This is a genomic window from uncultured Sphingopyxis sp. (genome assembly GCF_900078365.1).
Classification (GTDB): Bacteria; Pseudomonadota; Alphaproteobacteria; order Sphingomonadales; family Sphingomonadaceae; genus Sphingopyxis.
This window is the reverse complement of record NZ_LT598653.1, coordinates 1,940,757-1,958,013: the sequence shown is the minus strand read 5'-3', so window position 1 is coordinate 1,958,013 and position 17,257 is coordinate 1,940,757. Positions and strand designations below refer to the sequence as shown.

General features: G+C 67.5%; 13 protein-coding genes. 4 read left to right on the top strand and 9 right to left on the bottom strand.

Annotation, left to right across the window (positions count from 1 at the left end):
- Window positions 1–120 precede the first annotated feature (120 nt).
- The 6 genes from QZL87_RS08930 to tpiA form a co-directional block, all read right to left on the bottom strand.
- Window positions 121–798: an ABC transporter ATP-binding protein gene (locus QZL87_RS08930; protein ID WP_295326525.1), complete on the bottom strand. Its 678-nt coding sequence runs from the start codon at window positions 796–798 to the stop codon at window positions 121–123.
- Window positions 791–2,041, bottom strand: coding sequence for a lipoprotein-releasing ABC transporter permease subunit (locus QZL87_RS08925; RefSeq protein WP_295326523.1), 1,251 nt, complete (start codon window positions 2,039–2,041; stop codon window positions 791–793). Before QZL87_RS08925 ends, QZL87_RS08930 begins: the two co-directional genes overlap by 8 nt.
- A gap of 513 nt (window positions 2,042–2,554) precedes the next feature.
- The gene (locus QZL87_RS08920; protein WP_295326521.1) at window positions 2,555–3,238 is read right to left on the bottom strand and encodes a Crp/Fnr family transcriptional regulator; all 684 of its coding nucleotides are present in this window, start codon (window positions 3,236–3,238) and stop codon (window positions 2,555–2,557) included.
- A 26-nt stretch (window positions 3,239–3,264) separates the two neighbouring features.
- Window positions 3,265–4,896: a CTP synthase gene (locus QZL87_RS08915; protein ID WP_295326519.1), complete on the bottom strand. Its 1,632-nt coding sequence runs from the start codon at window positions 4,894–4,896 to the stop codon at window positions 3,265–3,267.
- A 107-nt stretch (window positions 4,897–5,003) separates the two neighbouring features.
- A complete protein-coding gene (gene secG / locus QZL87_RS08910; RefSeq protein ID WP_295326517.1) occupies window positions 5,004–5,447 on the bottom strand; it encodes a preprotein translocase subunit SecG in 444 nt (147 codons plus the stop codon).
- Between the two features lie 168 nt (window positions 5,448–5,615).
- Window positions 5,616–6,362 carry a triose-phosphate isomerase gene (gene tpiA, locus QZL87_RS08905; protein ID WP_295326515.1) on the bottom strand — a complete coding sequence of 249 codons (747 nt, stop codon included), beginning with the start codon at window positions 6,360–6,362 and terminating at the stop codon, window positions 5,616–5,618.
- Between the two features lie 179 nt (window positions 6,363–6,541).
- Between tpiA and QZL87_RS08900 the strand changes: the two genes are divergently transcribed.
- The gene (locus QZL87_RS08900) at window positions 6,542–8,488 is read left to right on the top strand and encodes a peptidylprolyl isomerase (RefSeq protein ID WP_295326514.1); all 1,947 of its coding nucleotides are present in this window, start codon (window positions 6,542–6,544) and stop codon (window positions 8,486–8,488) included.
- 7 nt (window positions 8,489–8,495) lie between these two features.
- Complete coding sequence (locus QZL87_RS08895) at window positions 8,496–10,013, top strand: chorismate-binding protein (protein WP_295326511.1); 1,518 nt, start codon at window positions 8,496–8,498, stop codon at window positions 10,011–10,013.
- Between the two features lie 163 nt (window positions 10,014–10,176).
- Here QZL87_RS08895 and QZL87_RS08890 read toward each other — a convergent pair whose 3' ends face one another.
- The 3 genes from QZL87_RS08890 to QZL87_RS08880 are packed head-to-tail and all read right to left on the bottom strand — an operon-like array spanning window position 10,177 to window position 13,731.
- A complete protein-coding gene (locus tag QZL87_RS08890) occupies window positions 10,177–11,538 on the bottom strand; it encodes a HAMP domain-containing sensor histidine kinase (protein ID WP_295326509.1) in 1,362 nt (453 codons plus the stop codon).
- Window positions 11,535–12,458, bottom strand: coding sequence for a hypothetical protein (locus tag QZL87_RS08885; RefSeq protein ID WP_295326507.1), 924 nt, complete (start codon window positions 12,456–12,458; stop codon window positions 11,535–11,537). The genes QZL87_RS08890 and QZL87_RS08885 overlap by 4 nt, the downstream gene beginning before the upstream one ends.
- A gap of 58 nt (window positions 12,459–12,516) precedes the next feature.
- Window positions 12,517–13,731 carry a hypothetical protein gene (locus QZL87_RS08880; protein WP_295326505.1) on the bottom strand — a complete coding sequence of 405 codons (1,215 nt, stop codon included), beginning with the start codon at window positions 13,729–13,731 and terminating at the stop codon, window positions 12,517–12,519.
- Window positions 13,732–14,092: 361 nt separating this feature from the next.
- Between QZL87_RS08880 and gyrA the strand changes: the two genes are divergently transcribed.
- Window positions 14,093–16,816, top strand: coding sequence for a DNA gyrase subunit A (gyrA, locus tag QZL87_RS08875; RefSeq protein ID WP_295326502.1), 2,724 nt, complete (start codon window positions 14,093–14,095; stop codon window positions 16,814–16,816).
- Window positions 16,813–17,121 carry a DUF952 domain-containing protein gene (locus tag QZL87_RS08870; RefSeq protein WP_295326500.1) on the top strand — a complete coding sequence of 103 codons (309 nt, stop codon included), beginning with the start codon at window positions 16,813–16,815 and terminating at the stop codon, window positions 17,119–17,121. Before gyrA ends, QZL87_RS08870 begins: the two co-directional genes overlap by 4 nt.
- The last annotated feature ends 136 nt before the right edge of the window (window positions 17,122–17,257 follow it).

The following is a 17,257-nucleotide window of genomic DNA, read 5'->3' as shown; positions in this document are numbered from 1 at the left end:
TCCCCACCGCCCATCTTATCCTGAGTCGTCATCCCGGCGAAAGCCTGGATCTCGCCGGTGCGCCAAGGAGCAAGGGCGAGATCCCGGCCTTCGCCGGGATGACGGACTTGGAAGGGCCGCCTACGCCTCGATATGCCCCTCGTGCAAGCGCAACACACGGTCCATCTTCGCCGCCAGCCGTTCGTTGTGCGTCGCCACCAGCGCCGCCGAGCCATGGTCGCGCACCAGCCCCACGAACTGGTCGAACACGCGGTCCGCCGTCGCCTCGTCGAGATTGCCCGTCGGCTCGTCGGCGAGCACCAGCAAGGGCCGGTTCGCGAGCGCGCGCGCCACCGCGACGCGCTGCTGCTCGCCGCCCGACAGCTTGCTCGGCTTGTGATGGAGCCGCTCTCCCAGCCCCAGCCGTCCGAGCAGGTCGGCCGCGCGCTCCTCCGCCTCGGCCTGCCCCGCGCCGCGGATCAGCTGCGGCAGCACGACATTCTCGATCGCGTTGAAATCGGGGAGCAGGTGATGGAATTGATAGACGAAGCCGATCTTCTCGCGCCGCGTCTTCGTCCGCTCGCCCTGCTCGAAACGCGTGACATCCTCGCCATCGATGCGGATGATGCCCTCGAAGCCGCCTTCGAGCAGGCCCACGGCTTGCAGCATCGTCGACTTGCCCGATCCCGAGGGGCCCAGCAGCGCGACGATCTCGCCGCGCCGCAGCGAGGCGTTGACGCCGCGCAGCACTTCGATGGTGACGTCGCCCTGGGTGAAGCTGCGCTTCAACCCGACCAGTTCCAATGCGACCTCACTCATAGCGCAGCACCTGCACGGGATCGGTATTCGCGGCCTTATAGGCGGGATAAAGCGTCGCGAGGAAGCTGAACACGATCACCATGATGACGATCGCGGTGATCTCGACGGGGTCGGGCTTCGACGGCAGTTCGGTGAGGAAGCGGATCGACGGATCCCATAAGGGCTGGCCGGTCAGGAACTCGACTCCGCGCAGCACCCCCTGCCGGAAATAGAGCAGCGAAAAGCCGACGATCATTCCCGCGATCGTGCCCGCGATGCCGATCGACAGCCCGATCGCCATGAAGATGCGCATCACCGCGTCGCGCGGCGCCCCCATCGTCCGCAAAATCGCCATGTCGCGCGTCTTCGCGCGCACCAGCATGATCAGCGAGGAGATGATGTTGAACGACGCGACGAGGATGATCAGCGACAGGATCACGAACATCGCGACGCGCTCGATCGACAGTGCCTCGAACAGGCTCGCGTTCATCGATCGCCAGTCGGAGACGACCGCCTGCGCCGCGAGTTTTTCGGCCAGCGGCTGCAGTATCTCGCCGACGCGGTCCGGGTCCTCGGTCTTGACCTCGATCATCTGCACCGCGTCGCCGGTGAGCAGCAGCAATTGCGCATCCTCCATCGGCATGACGATATAGGCCTTGTCGAAATCATAGACGCCGATCTCGAAAATCGCCGTTACGCGATAGCTGATCTCGCGCGGCACCGTGCCGAACGGCGTCGAGCGGCCCTGCGGGTTGATGATCGTGACGTTCGACCCGACCTGCGCGCCCAGGTTGCGCGCCAGTTCGCTGCCGATCGCGACATGGCCCGAACCCGCCGTCAGGCTGGCGAGATTGCCCTGGAGCACCTTGCCGCCCAGCGTCTTGTTGTTGCGGATGTCGGGCACCGTCATCCCGCGCACCAGCACCCCCTCTACGCGCCCGCTGAAAGTCGCGAGCAGGGGCTGCTCGATCAGCGGGGTCGCCGACACGACCCCCGGCGTCGCCTTCGCCTGTTTCAGCACATCGCGCCAATCGTCGATCCGCCCGCCAAAGCCCTGGACGACCGCATGGCCGTTGAGCCCGACAATCTTGTCGAACAAGTCGCTGCGCACGCCGTTCATCACGCTCATCACCACGACCAGCGCCGCGACGCCGAGCATCACCGCGGTGAAGCTGAACGCCGCCGCGACAAAGATGAACCCCTCGCCGCGCTGCGGAAGCAAATAGCGTTTGAAGATGGTGCGTTCGTAAGGACGCAGAATCATAAGGAGACCGGCCTTTGCGGCGCATGTGTGGTGACACGCATGAGAGCCGCTTTAGGCAGGTAAAACAGGGCTGGCAATGGCCGCTGGAAAGGCGTCAAATCCCAAATGATTTGCGATAATGTGTTGCCCATAGGTCACAGCAACCCGCAAAAGCGGGGGCATTTGCCCGTCAGAGGGTGACAAAGCCGAGCCCAAGACCTACCCCACGGCTTCTGGTTCAACGCGGCCCAAAGGCCCGGCTCCAGGGAGTGCAGGTCCTTCGCCGGCCTGCGCACAAGGGGGATGGCGAGTGTTCGTCACAGGCGCCCGGGTCTTGGAAACGAGGCCCGGGCGTTGTGATTCCGATGCTAACGACAGCTTTGGGGTGAGGAGCTGGCATGCCCCCATCTTCGTCATTCCCGCGAAAGCGGGAACCCAGAGTGGGGTCAGCCGACGCATGCACTGGGTTCCCGCTTTCGCGGGAATGACGACATTATGAGATGCGGAATGTCGCCTAGCGGTCGAAACCGGCCCCTACCCCTCGCTCTCGCTGATATCCTCGAGCATCTCCGCATCGAGCACGCGCACGCGTCCCTGTTCGAGCGAAATCACCCCCGATTCCTCCCAGCTCTTGAGCTGGCGGTTGATATGCTCGCGGCTCATCCCGGCGAAATTGCCGAGTTCGGTCTGGCTCAGCTCGACACGCTGCGATACCTCCAGATCCTTGCGGATCAGCCGCTTCAGATAGCGCGCGAGGCGCGGGCCCGACGCATAGGCGCGGTCGCTCTCGATCGTCTGGTCGGCGGTACGCAGCCGCCGCGCGAGCTGCTGCATCAGCGACCAGGCGAATTCGGGGTGGCTCGCGGCAAAATCCTTGAGCGCGTTGCGTCCGAGCTGGAGCGCGCTGCCCGCGCTGGTCGCGGTCACCGATGCGGTGCGCTCGCCGCCGTCGAGGAGCGCGATCTCGCCGAGCACCGCACCGGGTTCGGCATAGGCAAGCACGATCTCGCGGCCGCCCGCAGTCAGCATCGACACGCGTGCCGTGCCTTCGGTCAGGATCAGCATCATGTCGCTGGGGTCGCCCTGGACGAGCAGTTCCTTGCCCTTGACGAAATTGACCTGCACCGCGCGGCGCGCGATTTCGGCCCAGTCCTCGACCGTCAGGCCGGAAAAGATGCTGTCGGGGCCCTGCAACTCGGCGAGTTTCGCGTGATCCATCTGCCCCTGCACCCCTTTGCTTCGTCCTAGACCAGCCGGCTCTGCTTCACCGCCGCTTCGATGAATCCCGCGAACAAGGGATGCGGGTCGAACGGCTTCGACTTGAGCTCCGGATGGAACTGCACCCCGATAAACCACGGATGATCGGGGCGCTCAACGATTTCCGGCAGCATGCCGTCGGGCGACATGCCCGAAAAGACGAGGCCGCCCTTTTCAAGGCTTTCGCGATAGGCGCCGTTGACCTCGTAGCGATGGCGGTGGCGCTCGCTGATCTCGTTCGCGCCATAGACGCTCGCGACATGGCTGTTCGGCGACAGCTTCGCCTCATAGGCGCCGAGGCGCATCGTGCCGCCGAGGTCAGTGTCGGCGCCGCGCTTCTGCAACCCCTCGGCGCTCATCCATTCGGTGATCATGCCGACGACGGGCTCGTCGGTCGGGCCGAATTCGGTGCTCGACGCATCGGCGATGCCGCTCGTGTTCCGCGCGCCCTCGATGCACGCCATCTGCATACCGAGGCAGATGCCGAAGAAGGGCACGCCGCGTTCGCGCGCGAAGCGCACGCTCGAAATCTTGCCCTCGGACCCGCGCTCGCCGAAGCCGCCGGGGACGAGGATGCCGTGCATGGGCTCGAGATTGGCGGCGAGATCCTCGTCGCGCTCGAACATTTCGGCGTCGAGCCAGCGGATATTGACCTTGACCCGGTGCGCCATGCCGCCGTGGACCAGCGCCTCGTTCAAGGATTTATAGGCGTCGGGCAGCGACACATATTTGCCGACGACGCCGATCGTCACCTCGCCCTCGGGATGCTGCTTGCGGTCCATGATGTCGTACCAGCGCGACAGGTCGGGCGCGGGTGCGTCGTGAATACCGAAGGCGTGGAGGACTTCGCTGTCCAGCCCCTCGCCATGATATTGAACCGGCACCGAATAGATGCTGTCGGCGTCGAGCGCCGGGATCACCGCTTCCTTGCGGACGTTGCAGAATTGCGCGATTTTCGCGCGTTCGGTGTCGGGCAGCGGCTTTTCGCAGCGGCAGAGCAATATGTCGGGCTGGACGCCGAGCGACGCGAGTTCGCGCACGCTATGCTGCGTCGGCTTGGTCTTCAGCTCGCCCGCAGCGGCGATATAGGGCACCAGCGTGACATGGACCGAGATCGCATTCTCGCGCCCGACTTCATTCTTGAGCTGGCGGATCGCCTCGATGAAGGGCAGCGATTCGATGTCGCCCACCGTCCCGCCGATCTCGCACAGCACGAAATCGAGGTCGTCGGTCTCGGCGCGCGCAAATTCCTTGATCGCGTCAGTGACGTGCGGGACGACCTGCACCGTCGCACCCAGATAGTCGCCGCGGCGTTCCTTGGCGATGATGCCCTGATAGATGCGGCCCGAGGTGACATTGTCGCTCTGCCGCGCCGCAACGCCCGTGAAACGCTCGTAATGGCCGAGGTCGAGGTCGGTCTCCGCCCCGTCGTCGGTCACATAGACCTCGCCGTGCTGATAGGGCGACATCGTGCCCGGATCGACATTCAGATAGGGATCGAACTTCCGGATACGGACGCGATAGCCGCGCGCCTGCAACAAGGCTGCGAGGCTAGCCGCCATCAAACCTTTGCCAAGCGAGGAGACCACGCCGCCGGTGATAAAAATGAACCGCGCCATGGGAGGAAAGACTTACTCAACGGGAGGGGGACGGCGCAAGCCGTCGAATCGCTTGCCGCGGAAATATTTTCCGCCGGGCGGGTTTGGTCGGAGGCCGGCGCCGCCGGTTATTTCTTGGCGGGGGGTGCCTGCGCGGGAGCCGGAGCGGCTTCCTGATTGGCCGCCGCGGCGGCCGCAGCCGCCAGCGGATCGTCGCTCGCCGGGGCCGGCGCCGCATTTGCGGGCGCCTGCTGGGCCGGGGCGGTCAGCGACGAGGCCGGTGCCGCACCGCTCGTCTGCGCCGATTTCGACAGCGAGGTGTCGATCGTCGAGCCGCTGCGCCCGACTGAAGCCATCGCCGCGAGCAGGATCGACAGCGCGACGAACGCCGTCGCGAGGATCGTCGTCGCGCGGGTCATGAAATCCGCCGCGCCGCGCGCCGACAACAGGCCCGCGGGGCTGCCGCCGACGCCCAGGCCGCCACCTTCCGATTTCTGCATCAAAATGACGCCGATCATCGCCGCGGCAACGAGCGCCTGGACGACAAGCAGGAAGGTGAAAAGGCTGGACATCATGATTTCCCGAACTCGCGCGGCCTCACACGGACCGCGCCCGCGGCGCACATAGAGACGAAGCGGCTTCGCTTCAACCCGGAAGGTAACGTCGCCCCCGCGAAGGCGGGGGCCGCAATCGGCCTTGCGCGACCTCTCCAGCGGCCTCCGCCTTCGCGGGGGCGACGATTATAATTCGGCCGCCGCCGCCACGATCGGCACGAACTTCGCTGCCGTCAGGCTCGCTCCACCGACCAGCGCGCCGTCGACATCGCCCGCGCCGAGCAATTCGGCGGCATTGTCGCCATTGACCGACCCGCCATAGAGAATGCGCATTTGCTGGGCAGCATCGCCGAACCGCGCGGCCAGCGCCCCGCGGATCGCGCCGTGCATCGCTGCGACGTCTCCGACCGTCGGAACCAGCCCCGTCCCGATCGCCCAGATCGGCTCATAGGCGATGGCGAGGCGCGCCGGATCGAACGCATCGGGCACCGATCCCGCGATCTGCGCCAGCACATAGTCGATCGCCCCGCCCGATTCGCGCACCTCGCGCGGTTCGCCCACGCAAAGGATCACCGCCAGCCCTGCGCCCAGCCCCGCTTCGGCCTTGGCGCGCACGTCGGCGTCGCTTTCGCCGAATCCCTCGCGCCGCTCGCTATGCCCGACGATCACGACGCGCGCGCCGATGTCCGCGAGCATCGGCGCCGCGACCGACCCGGTGAAGGCGCCCGACGCCGCGCTATGGCAGTCCTGCCCGCCGACCGCACCGCCGGGCGCGGCGGCGACCATCGGAGCGATCAGCGTGAAGGGCGGGCAGATGGCGACGTCGACACCCGCATGATCCGCCGCCGCGGCGAAGATCGCCCGCGCCTCGGCGAGCGCGCCCGTCAATCCGTTCATCTTCCAGTTGCCGACCACATATTTGCGCCGCGTCATCTGCTCGCCTCTCCATCTGTTCAAACCTCGGCATCGCCCTAGCGGCGCGCGGGCGGCGTAGGCAAGGCGTGTCGCACCCTCACCAAAACCCCTTCCAGCCTTGATACCGCACCGCCTCCCGCCTAAAGCAGCGCGCAATCGCGCCTAACCCGCGCCCTGCCGGAAAGAATGCCCGCTTCATGATTACCGCCATCCGCGCCCTGTTTTCCTCGACGATCGGCAAATTTCTCGCCCTCGCCTTCGTCGTGCTCGTCGGCGTCGCCTTTGCCTTGAGCGACGTCACCGGCAATTCGACCTTCGGCGGAATGGGCGGCGCCAACGTCGCAAAGGTCGGCAGCGAGAATATCGGGATCGGCGAACTGCGCGAGCGCGTCCGTCAGACCTATAATCAGGCGCGGCAGGATCAGCCCGGGCTGACGATGGCCGCTTTCGTCGAATCGGGCGGCCTCGACCAGGTGCTCGACCAGCTCATCGAAGGCTCGGCCTTCGACCAGTTCGCGACCGAATTGGGCTTCGGCGTCAGCAAGCGGCTGATCGACGGCCGCATCGCCGACCTGCCTGCTTTCTCGGGCGTGTCGGGCAAGTTCGACCAGACGGTGTTCGAAAATTTCCTGCGCCAGAACGGCATCAGCGAAGCGCAACTGCGCCGCGACCTGCGCCAGCAACTGCTGGTCGAACAGCTTGCCGCCCCGATCGCGCAGATGCCGCGCATCGCGCCCGGCATGGCGCAGCCCTATGCCGCGCTGCTCCTCGAACAACGCCGCGGCCAGGCGACCTTCATTCCTTCGAGTCCCTTCGCGCCGACCGCCGATCCCGGCGACGCGGCGCTCCGGACCTTCCTGTCGCAGAATAAGGCGAAGTTCACCGTGCCCGAGCGCCGCGTGATCCAATATGCGCTGTTCGACCGCGGCGCCGTGCCCGTTCCCGCGGTCACCGACGCCGAAATCGCCAAGGTCTACAAGGACAATGCCGCGCAATATGCCGCGAGCGAAACGCGCCGCTTCGCGCAGGTGATCCTTCCTGACCGGGCGGCCGCGAACGCGCTCGCCGCGAAGGTTCGCGGCGGAGCCTCGCTCGCCGCAGCGGCGCAGGCGGCGGGGCTTTCCGCCTCGACCACCGGCGATCTGACCGAAACGGCCTATGCCGCAACGACGACGCCCGCCGCCGCGAAAGCGGCTTTCGCGGCGCAGCGCGGCGACCTCGTTGGCCCGGTGCAGACCGGTCTCGGCTGGACCGTCGCTCGCGTCGAGGACGTCACCGCCAAGCCCGCGCGCTCCTTGGCTCAAGCGAGCGAAGAGATCCGCACCGAACTCGCCAAGAACAAGGCGAACGAAGCGATCGTCGATTATTACAACGCGATTCAGGACGCCGTGAATGGCGGCGCCTCGGTCGAGGAAATCGCCGCCGACCGCAAGCTCCCGCTCGTCGAAACCCCCGCGCTGCTGCCCGACGGCCGTGCGCCCGGCCAGCCCGCTTTCGTGCCCGCGCCCGAACTCGCGCCGCTCGTCGCGCAGGCCTTCCAGGCCGCGGGCGAAGGCGAAGGCCATATCGCGACGATCGTCGAGAATGAGAAATTCGCCGTCTATGCGGTGAAGTCGGTCGTCGCCGCGGCGCCGCCCCCCTTCGCGCAGATCCGCGCCGACCTGCTCAGCGAATGGCGCTTTGCCGAGGGGCAGAAGGTCGCCCGCGACAAGGCGCGCGCGATCGTGAAGGCGGTCGAGGGCGGCAAGAGCCTGAACGAAGCGGTCGCCGCCGCGGGGCCGAACATCGGCAGCGTGCAGGCGATCGGCGGCCGCCGCGCCGAACTCGGCGCCGACGGCAAGCCCGTCCCGCCCGAGCTCGCCCTGCTCTTCTCGATGGCGAAGGACAGCGTCAAGACGCTCGAAATCCCGGGCAATCGCGGCTGGATGGTCATCGCGCTCAACGACGTGCAGCGCCCCGATCCGAAAGCGATCGAGCCGCAGCGCGTCGCCGCGATCGCCCAGCCGCTCGCCCCCGCCTTCGGTAACGAGCTGATCGAACAGCTCGCCGCCGAAGCGAAGCGCCGCGTCGGCGTGACGATCAACAAGGACCTCGTCGCCCAACTGCGCGCCGAACTCACCGGCAACGCGCCGGTCACCGAATAAGGCCGGCGTGAGCATCGAGGGAAGAGCCGCCGCGCTCGAGGCGCTGGCGCAGGGACGCGGCGCGGTCGTCTGGCAGCGGCTGATCGCCGACATCGAAACCCCCGTCTCGGCGGCGCTCAAGCTGATTGATCCGGGGCGCGGCGACTGGGTGCTCGAATCGGTCGAGAGCGGCGAGACGCGCGGACGCTACAGCCTGATCGGGCTAGACCCCGACCTGATGTTCGAGGTCACCGGCGATGCCGCGCGGCTCAACCGCGACTGGCGCCGCGACCGCACGGCCTTCGCGCCGCTCGAAACCGGCGCGCTGCAGGCGCTGCGTGACCTCGTCGCCGAATGCCGCTTCGACGTGCCCGAGGGGCTGCCGAAGGCACTCGCAACGCTCGTCGGCTTTTTCGCTTATGAGACGATCGGCCTTGTCGAGCGCATCCCGCGCGCGCCGGGGGCGGGCCTCGGCCTGCCCGACATGATCTTCGTGCGCCCGACGGTGATCCTCGTCTTCGACCGGCTCGCCGACGAACTGTTTCTGATCGCGCCGATCTGGCCCGACGCCCATGGCGCGATCGACCGGATGATCGACGCCGCGCAGGATCGTCTCGACACCATCGCCGCGCGCCTGTCGAGCGCCAGCGCGCACGCCGATCGCGCGACGACGGCGGCGCTGCCCGAAGCGATCGCCGCCGACCCCGCCACCACGCCCGCGCGCTTCGCCGAAATGGTCGCCGCGGCGAAGGGCTATATCGCCGCGGGCGACATTTTTCAGGTCGTGCTGTCGCAGCGCTTCTCGACGCCGTTCGACCTGCCGCCCTTCGACCTCTATCGCGCGCTCCGCCGCGTGAACCCCTCGCCCTTCCTCTATTTCCTCGATCTGCCGGGCTTCGCGCTGATCGGCTCGTCACCGGAGATTCTCGTGCGGGTCAGGGATGGCGAGATCACGATCCGTCCGATCGCGGGCACCCGCCCGCGCGGCCGCACCAGCGCCGAGGATGTCGAGAATCGCGACAGCCTGCTCGCCGATCCCAAGGAACGCGCCGAACATCTGATGCTGCTCGACCTCGGCCGCAACGACGTCGGCCGCGCAGCGGTGGGCGGCAGCGTGACCGTCACCGACAGCTATACGGTCGAGTTCTACAGCCACGTCATGCACATCGTCTCGAACGTCATCGGCCGCATCGCGCCCGGCAAGGACGCGATCGACGCGCTGTTCGCCGGCTTTCCCGCCGGCACGGTCAGCGGCGCTCCTAAAGTGCGCGCGTGCCAGATCATCGCCGAACTCGAAGCCGACGCGCGCGGGCCCTACGCGGGCGGCGTCGGCTATTTCGCCCCTGACGGCAACATGGACAGCTGCATCGTACTCAGGACCGCGATCGTCAAGGATGGCGAAATGCACGTCCAGGCCGGCGCGGGCATCGTCGCCGACAGCGATCCCGCCTATGAACAGCGCGAGTGCGAGGCGAAAGCCGGCGCCCTCTTCGCGGCGGCACGCGAAGCCGTGCGGTTGGCAGGCACGCCGGGATATGGGCAGTAGGCGCTGATCCGCAGGAAGGCGGCTATCGGCCGTGAACTGCGGCCTCCCTTATACTTCGTCATTCCCGCGAAAGCGGGAACCCAGTAGCGACGTCAGCTCGCTGGGTTCCCGCTTTCGCGGGAATGACGAGTGTTTGGTGTGTCCGCTCCCAGCCCAAAGCCGGCTAACGCGCCGGCAGGCTCAAAGTAAACCGCGCGCCCTGCCCCGGCGCGCTGTCGACCGTCAGATCGCCGTCCATCGCGCGCGCCAGCCGGCGGGCGATATAGAGTCCCAGCCCCGATCCGCCGCTGTCGGTGCGTCCGAGCCGTTCGAATTTCTCGAACACCACCGCCTGCTGCTCGGCGTCGATCCCCTGCCCCTGGTCGGCGACGGTCACCGTCGCGCGGCCCTCCTCACGGTCGACGCGGATCCATATCTGCGAATTTTCGGGCGAATAGCGGATCGCGTTGCCGAGCAGGTTGAGCAGCACCTGCAGCACGCGCCGGAACTCGCCAAAAGCCGGCGCCCGGTCGTCGGTGCGCGGCGCATCGATGCGGATGCCCTTTTCCTCGGCCTTCATGCCGAGCAGGCCGACGGCACGGCGGGCGAGATCGCCGAGATCGATTTCGTCGCGCGCCGCCTTGAAGCCCGGACGCTCGATATTCTGGAGGTCGGCAAGGTCGTCGACGAGGCCGAGCAAGTGGCGCCCCGCGTGAGCGATGTCGCCCGCGTAGCGTGCATAATCTGCGCGGATCGGCCCGTCGAACTGTCCCGAAATCGTCTCGGCCGTCGCGATGATGCGGCTCAATGGCCCGCGCAGCGCGCCGTCGATGCGGCGGCCGAACTGCGGGTCCGACAGCGGCAGCGATCCGAAAGCCGGATCGACGAGCGCGCCGGGCGTCTTGTGCTCGGCCGCGGGCTGCGCTTCGGTGGCGACCGCGCTGCCGCGAAAGCCGGTGAAGCGTCCCGTCGCGTCGAACAGGGCTTCGCCGGCAAGTGTCATCGCCGCCTCCGCGACCCGGACGCGCTGCCCCTCGAAGCGCGCCTGCCGCGCCAGCGCGCGCAGCACGGGAAAGCGGCCGTCCGCGTCGGGCTGAAGCTCGAACAGTTCGGACAGCGAGCGCCCTTCCCAGCCTTCGGGCACCGGCAGGGCGCCGGGGGCGGCGCGCAGCGCGACGATGCGCAATTGCTGGTCGCATTCCCACGTCCAGCTTTGCGGAACCACCGCGCCCTCGGCGATCGGCGGCACCTGCGGCTGGACCAGCGGCCGCGCGCGCCAGTCGGTGATCTCGAGGCTCGCGCCGTCGGCGTCGGGGGTGATGCGAACGAGCGCGTGAATGTCGCTATGGTCGTCGGCCGCATAGAGCGGCCGGCTGATGTCGCGGTGCAATCGCTGCGCCAGCGTGACGAGGCGTGCGAGATGCGGCAGCGCGAGCGGCTTGTCGAGCCCCGCGCCCGCGCGCTGTTGCAGGCGCAGCAGCGGCGCGTCGGCGCTCACCAGCGCGCCCGACCGGTCGATGCGGCCCCGGATGACGCGCTCGGTCACCGCGCACGCTCCGCAGCCGGGAATTGGTCATGGCCCGCATCGCCCACCGCGCGCGACGGCAGCATCGCCAGCGATGCCTCGAGCGGCGCCAGCGCGACATGGTCGAGGCGCAGCGGCGCGAACAGCGAAGGCAGCGCCGCACTCTCGGCGGTCAGCAGCGCGAGCGCCATATCGTCGTAGCCGCGGCGATGCGCCGCCGCCGCGAGCGCGATCAGCACCGGCCAGTCGTGCCGCGCGATCGCAGCCGCCGCCGCATCGGACGCATCGGCGCCGAGCGCGGCATGATAGGCCCGGCCCGCGTCGGCGATCCCGCTTTCCTTCGCCTGCCTGTCGGTCTCCGCGCGCACGGCATCGCCAAGCTCGGCGGCGCGCTTCGCATCCTTGCTCACCTCGGCCAGCCGCCACGCGGCAATGTCGAGCAATAGCGTCCGGAAAATCTCGGGATCGAGGTCGGCGATTGCGACCGCCGGATTGCCGAGCGCGTCGAAGCGCCGGCGGTCGGCGATCCGCACCGCCAGATGGGCGCGGTCGACATCGGACAGGGCTTCGGCAGCGGCGGCCCCCTCGTGATCCGCCGCTTCAGCGTCGGACAACAGAGGCGGCGGACTGCTACGCTGCGCCGACTGTTCGCGCCAGCGATGCTCCTCGGCGCGCGCGAAGCAGATTGCTGCCAATCGGGTTGCGGAGGGCAGCCCGCCAGCGAGCCACTCGCTCCACAATCGGCTGATGTCGATGGCGGGGTCGAGCCGCGCCGCGACGTCGGCGACCATCCGCCGCGCGATCCCCAGCGACAGCGCGCGCTGCTCCTCAGTCAGCCGGCCCGCGGCGGGCGCGGCCAGATAATCCGCCAGCTCGCGCAAGCGCGCCGACAGCGTCGGCGACGGCGGGTCGATGCCGGGAGAGAAGAGTGATTCACTCATGCGCGTCCGCCAATATCAGCATGACGTTAATAGGCCTTAAACCTTGAAGGCTGTTGTTTTATCGCGCCTCCGGGCGGCGCGCGAGGCGGAGCCAGAGCAGGATCTGGAACAGCGCGAGCAACGGCAGGATCGCGAACATCAGCGGCGCGAAGCCGAACAGCAGCGCGGGCGCGAGCAAAATCCACGCCTCGTCCGCGTCGGGAAGCAGCCAGTGAAAGCGCCGCCGCTCTCCCGAATCTTCGTAAAGCGCACGCGCGAGCAGGATCGTCGCGGCGAGGCACGGCGCGAGCGCGGCTTCCGAAAAGGGCGGCATCTTCTGTCCCGGCCCGGCGAGCGACAGCAGCCAGGGAAAGACGGCGAGCAGCACCCAGGCGAAAGTCCGGATGACGTCGCGCGCGCGGTCCTGCGCCGCGCTTTCGGCGCGAAACGCCGACAGGAAACGCATCGCCGCCAGCCCCAGCCCGCCGAGAATCGCGACGAGCGCCCCCGCCGCCGCGAGGCCGCTGGCGGCGAGCAGCGCGACCGCCACCCACAGGAGCGCGGTGACATAAGGAAGATAGCGCGCGGTCGCCGGCGATTTGACGAGCAGCGGTCCCGCCAGCCGGATGACCGGCATCATGATCGCCGACCGCCCGAGCCCCATGCCGCCATATTCGACCTGTTGCAGGCTCGCTTGCTCGATCAGCGCCGCGGTCGGGCGGTCGGCGACGATCGCGATCTCGCCCTGTTCGAACAGGGCGGGCTCGCAATAGAGCCGCCGCGCCCCCGCCTGCACCGCTAGGCGCAGCAGGGTCAGCATCATGTCCCATTCGCCGGGCATGCCGGCGAGTTCGGCGACCATCGGCTGCGAGATCGAGGCGAGCCCGCCCCAGCGCCGCGTCGCGTCGATCCGCTCGAACCCCTGCGTCAGCATCGTGTCGCCGGTGACGAGGATCGCGGGCGATCCGGGCTTCGCGATCGCCGCATAATGAGTGCCGCCGGCGCGCAGCCCGTCGGCGACGAGGATGATCCGGTCGTCACCCTCGACCAGCGGGACGAGGTCGCTCGCCGCGCGCACCGGCGTGACCTTCATCCCCCGGCGGCGGATGCGGTCGCAGGTCGCCAGCAGCTCGCCCGGCACCGCGCCGACCGCGACCGCGATATGCGTCACCCCGACATCGGCCAGGCGCGCCGCCTGGCGCTCGATCAGCGGCTCGCCGGCGACGGTGACGAGCGCGCGCAGCGTCCCGTCGGGCAGCGTTTCGGAAGCGCCGACCAGCGCAATCAGGGCCATCGGCGCCAATATTTCTCGGCAGCGGTCATCGCGGCGAAGCTTTAGGGACAGCGAAGCGATTGGCAAGACCCACCACAACAACTCTCGTCATCCCGGCGAAGGCCGGGATCTCGCCGGTGCATGGCAGCGAGATGGCGAGATCCCGGCCTTCGCCGGGATGACGAAGAAGTGGATGTTATGACGTCGTGGCAAGCCTCTGGAAGAACAGCAGAATCGAGAACGTCCCGGCAATGTCGAAGATCGCAAAAAATCTCCCGAAAACCGACCGAATCGCTGGTCTTTCCTGCCCCCATCGGCTAGACCAAGCCCATCTCCCGAAAGAGCAGAAAAAGGCCGGGTCTTGACCGAAGAAAATACGCCTATGCAACCGTCCGACGACGGCGTTTCGCCGATCAACATCGTCGACGAAATGAAGACAAGCTACCTCGATTACGCGATGAGCGTGATCGTCAGCCGCGCGCTCCCCGACGTGCGCGACGGGCTGAAGCCGGTGCATCGCCGCATCCTCTATGCGGCGCAGGAAGGCGGCTTCGTCCCGGGGCGCCCCTACAAGAAATCGGCGAAGATCGTCGGCGACGTGATGGGCAATTATCACCCGCACGGCGACAGCGCGATCTACGACGCGCTCGCGCGCATGACGCAGGACTGGTCGCTACGCGTGCCCCTGATCGACGGTCAGGGCAATTTCGGCTCGATGGACCCCGATCCGCCGGCGTCGATGCGCTACACCGAAGCGCGCCTCGCCAAGACCGCGATGGTGCTGCTGAACGATCTCGACAAGGATACGGTCGACTTCCAGCCCAATTATGACGCGAGCCGCGACGAGCCGACGGTGCTCCCGGCGCGCTTCCCGAACCTGCTCGTCAACGGCGCGGGCGGCATCGCGGTCGGCATGGCGACCAACATCCCGCCGCACAATCTGGGCGAAGTGATCGACGCGACGCTCGCGATGATCGACCGTCAGCTCGAAGGCGGGCCGCCGGTCACGCTCGAGGAACTGATGGCGATCGTCCCCGGCCCCGATTTCCCGACCGGCGCGATGATGCTCGGCCAGGGCGGTGCGCGGAGCGCCTATGCGACCGGGCGCGGCTCGATCATGATGCGCTCGACGCATGTAATCGAGGAAGGCAGGAACGACCGCCAATCGATTGTTTTGACGTCGATTCCGTTCCAGGTCGGCAAGTCGGGCCTCGTCGAGAAGATCGCCGAGGCGGCGCGCGACAAGCGCGTCGAGGGCGTCGCCGACATTCGCGACGAATCGAACCGCGAAGGCGTCCGCGTCGTCATCGAGCTGAAGCGCGACGCGACCGCCGAGGTCGTCCTGAACCAGCTCTGGCGCCACACCCCGGCGCAGTCGAGCTTCCCCGCGAACATGCTCGCGATCCGCGGCGGCCGCCCCGAAATGCTCGGGTTGCAGGACATCCTGACCGCCTTCATCGCCTTCCGCGAAGAGGTCATCACCCGCCGCTGCAAGTTCGAACTCGCCAAGGCGCGCGATCGCGCGCATATCTTGCTCGGTCTCGTCGTCGCGGTGTCGAACCTCGACGAGGTTGTCCGCATCATCCGCGGCTCACCCTCGCCCGCCGCCGCCCGCGAAGCCCTGCTCGCGCGCGAATGGCCGATCGGAGAGATCGCGCCCTACATCCGTCTCGTCGAGGCGATCGAGGGCGAGATGGAAGAGAGCGCGACCTATCGCCTGTCCGAAATACAGGTGAAGGCGATCCTTGACCTCCGCCTCCACCGCCTCACCGCACTTGGCCGCGACGAAATCGGCAAGGAACTCGGTGAGTTGGCGGCCGAGATTGAGGAACTGCTTTCGATTCTCGCCGACCGCGTCAAACTCTATGGCGTGATGCGCGAGGAGCTGGTCGCGGTGCGCGACGAATTCGCGACGCCGCGCAAGACGCTCGTCGCCCCCGCCGCCGACGGGATCGATGACGAGGATCTGATCGAGCGCGAGGAGATGGTCGTCACCGTCACCCTCGACGGCTATATCAAGCGCACCCCGCTCGACACGTTCCGGGCACAAAGGCGCGGCGGCAAGGGCCGCGCCGGCATGGCGACGAAGGACGAGGATGTCGTCACCGAGCTGTTCGTCACCTCGACGCATACGCCGGTGCTCTTCTTCTCGACCGCGGGCAAGGTCTATCGCATGAAGGTGTGGCGCCTGCCCGAGGGCGGACCCGCGACGCGCGGCCGCCCGATGATCAACCTGCTGCCGCTCGCGCAGGGCGAAACCATCTCGACCGTGCTGCCGCTGCCCGAGGACGAGGCCGAATGGGGCAAGCTGCACGTCATGTTCGCAACCGCGAAGGGCAGCGTGCGTCGTAACAGCATGGACGCTTTCACCAACGTGCCCTCGAACGGCAAGATCGCGATGAAGTTCGAGGGCGAGGACGAGGACGACCGGCTGATCGGCGTCGCGCTGCTCGACGAGAGCGACGACGTGCTGCTCGCGACGCGTCAGGGCAAGGCGATCCGCTTCGCCGGCGACGACGTCCGCGAGTTTCAGAGCCGCAATTCGACCGGTGTCCGCGGGATGAGGCTTGCCGATGGCGACGAGGTGATCTCGCTGTCGATCCTGCATCGCGGCGGCATGCGCGATCAGGACGAGCGGGAGGATTATCTGCGCTTTGCGCCGTGGAAGGCCGAAAAGGAAGGCGCGCCCGAGATGACCGCCGAACGCTTCGCCGAACTGGCGGGGCGCGAGCAATTCATCCTCACCGTCTGCGCCAATGGCTATGGCAAGCTGTCGTCGGCCTATGAATATCGCCGCACCGGTCGCGGCGGCCAGGGAATCACCAACATCGACAATATCGCCCGCAACGGGCCGGTCGTCGCCAGTTTCCCCGCGACGCAGGCGCATCAGCTGATGCTCGTTACCGATCAGGCGAAGCTCATTCGCATGGGGCTCGATTCGCTGCGCGTCATCGGCCGCGGCAGCGCGGGCGTGCGGCTGTTCGATGTCGCAAAGGACGAGCATGTCGTTTCGGCGGCACTGATCGAGGAAGGCGACGAGGAAGCGGCGGAAGGCAATGAAGAGGCCGAAGCCGAAACGCCCGCGACGGAGGCTTCCCCGGAATGACGCCCGCGACGGCCTTCAAGGTGCTCACCGCACAGCAATGGGCCGATTTCGAGCGTGAACGCGTGTTCCGGGGCGCGCCGGTGGATATTGCCGACGGCTATATCCACCTGTCGACCGCCGAGCAGCTCGAGGCGACGATCGCCAAATATTTCGCGGACCAGACCGGGTTGATGATCGCCGAGGTGGATCTCGCCTGCCTCGGCGACGCTGTCCGTTGGGAGCCCGCGCGCGGTGGCGATCTTTTCCCGCATATCTACGCCGAACTGCCGATCCACGCGGTCGTGAGCCTGCAAAGGCACGATTGATTTCCAAAGGCCCGCCCGGGACTCCACAGCACCGCCTTGCGATGTGAATGACCGTTTTTGGGTGGGGAACTGCCGTTGAGCTGTTGAACTGGTTTCCCCTCCCGCAGGCGGGAGGGGCAGCGAAACTTGCGAACTT

Coding starts and splice junctions, on each gene's coding strand:
- QZL87_RS08900 (WP_295326514.1), top strand. CDS start 6,542: ATGATTACCGCCATCCGCGCCCTGTTTTCCTCGACGATCGGCAAATTT.
- QZL87_RS08915 (WP_295326519.1), bottom strand. CDS start 4,896: ATGGCGCGGTTCATTTTTATCACCGGCGGCGTGGTCTCCTCGCTTGGC.
- QZL87_RS08885 (WP_295326507.1), bottom strand. CDS start 12,458: ATGAGTGAATCACTCTTCTCTCCCGGCATCGACCCGCCGTCGCCGACG.
- QZL87_RS08920 (WP_295326521.1), bottom strand. CDS start 3,238: ATGGATCACGCGAAACTCGCCGAGTTGCAGGGCCCCGACAGCATCTTT.
- secG (WP_295326517.1), bottom strand. CDS start 5,447: ATGTCCAGCCTTTTCACCTTCCTGCTTGTCGTCCAGGCGCTCGTTGCC.
- QZL87_RS08925 (WP_295326523.1), bottom strand. CDS start 2,041: ATGATTCTGCGTCCTTACGAACGCACCATCTTCAAACGCTATTTGCTT.
- gyrA (WP_295326502.1), top strand. CDS start 14,093: ATGCAACCGTCCGACGACGGCGTTTCGCCGATCAACATCGTCGACGAA.
- tpiA (WP_295326515.1), bottom strand. CDS start 6,362: ATGACGCGGCGCAAATATGTGGTCGGCAACTGGAAGATGAACGGATTG.
- QZL87_RS08880 (WP_295326505.1), bottom strand. CDS start 13,731: ATGGCCCTGATTGCGCTGGTCGGCGCTTCCGAAACGCTGCCCGACGGG.
- QZL87_RS08870 (WP_295326500.1), top strand. CDS start 16,813: ATGACGCCCGCGACGGCCTTCAAGGTGCTCACCGCACAGCAATGGGCC.
- QZL87_RS08930 (WP_295326525.1), bottom strand. CDS start 798: ATGAGTGAGGTCGCATTGGAACTGGTCGGGTTGAAGCGCAGCTTCACC.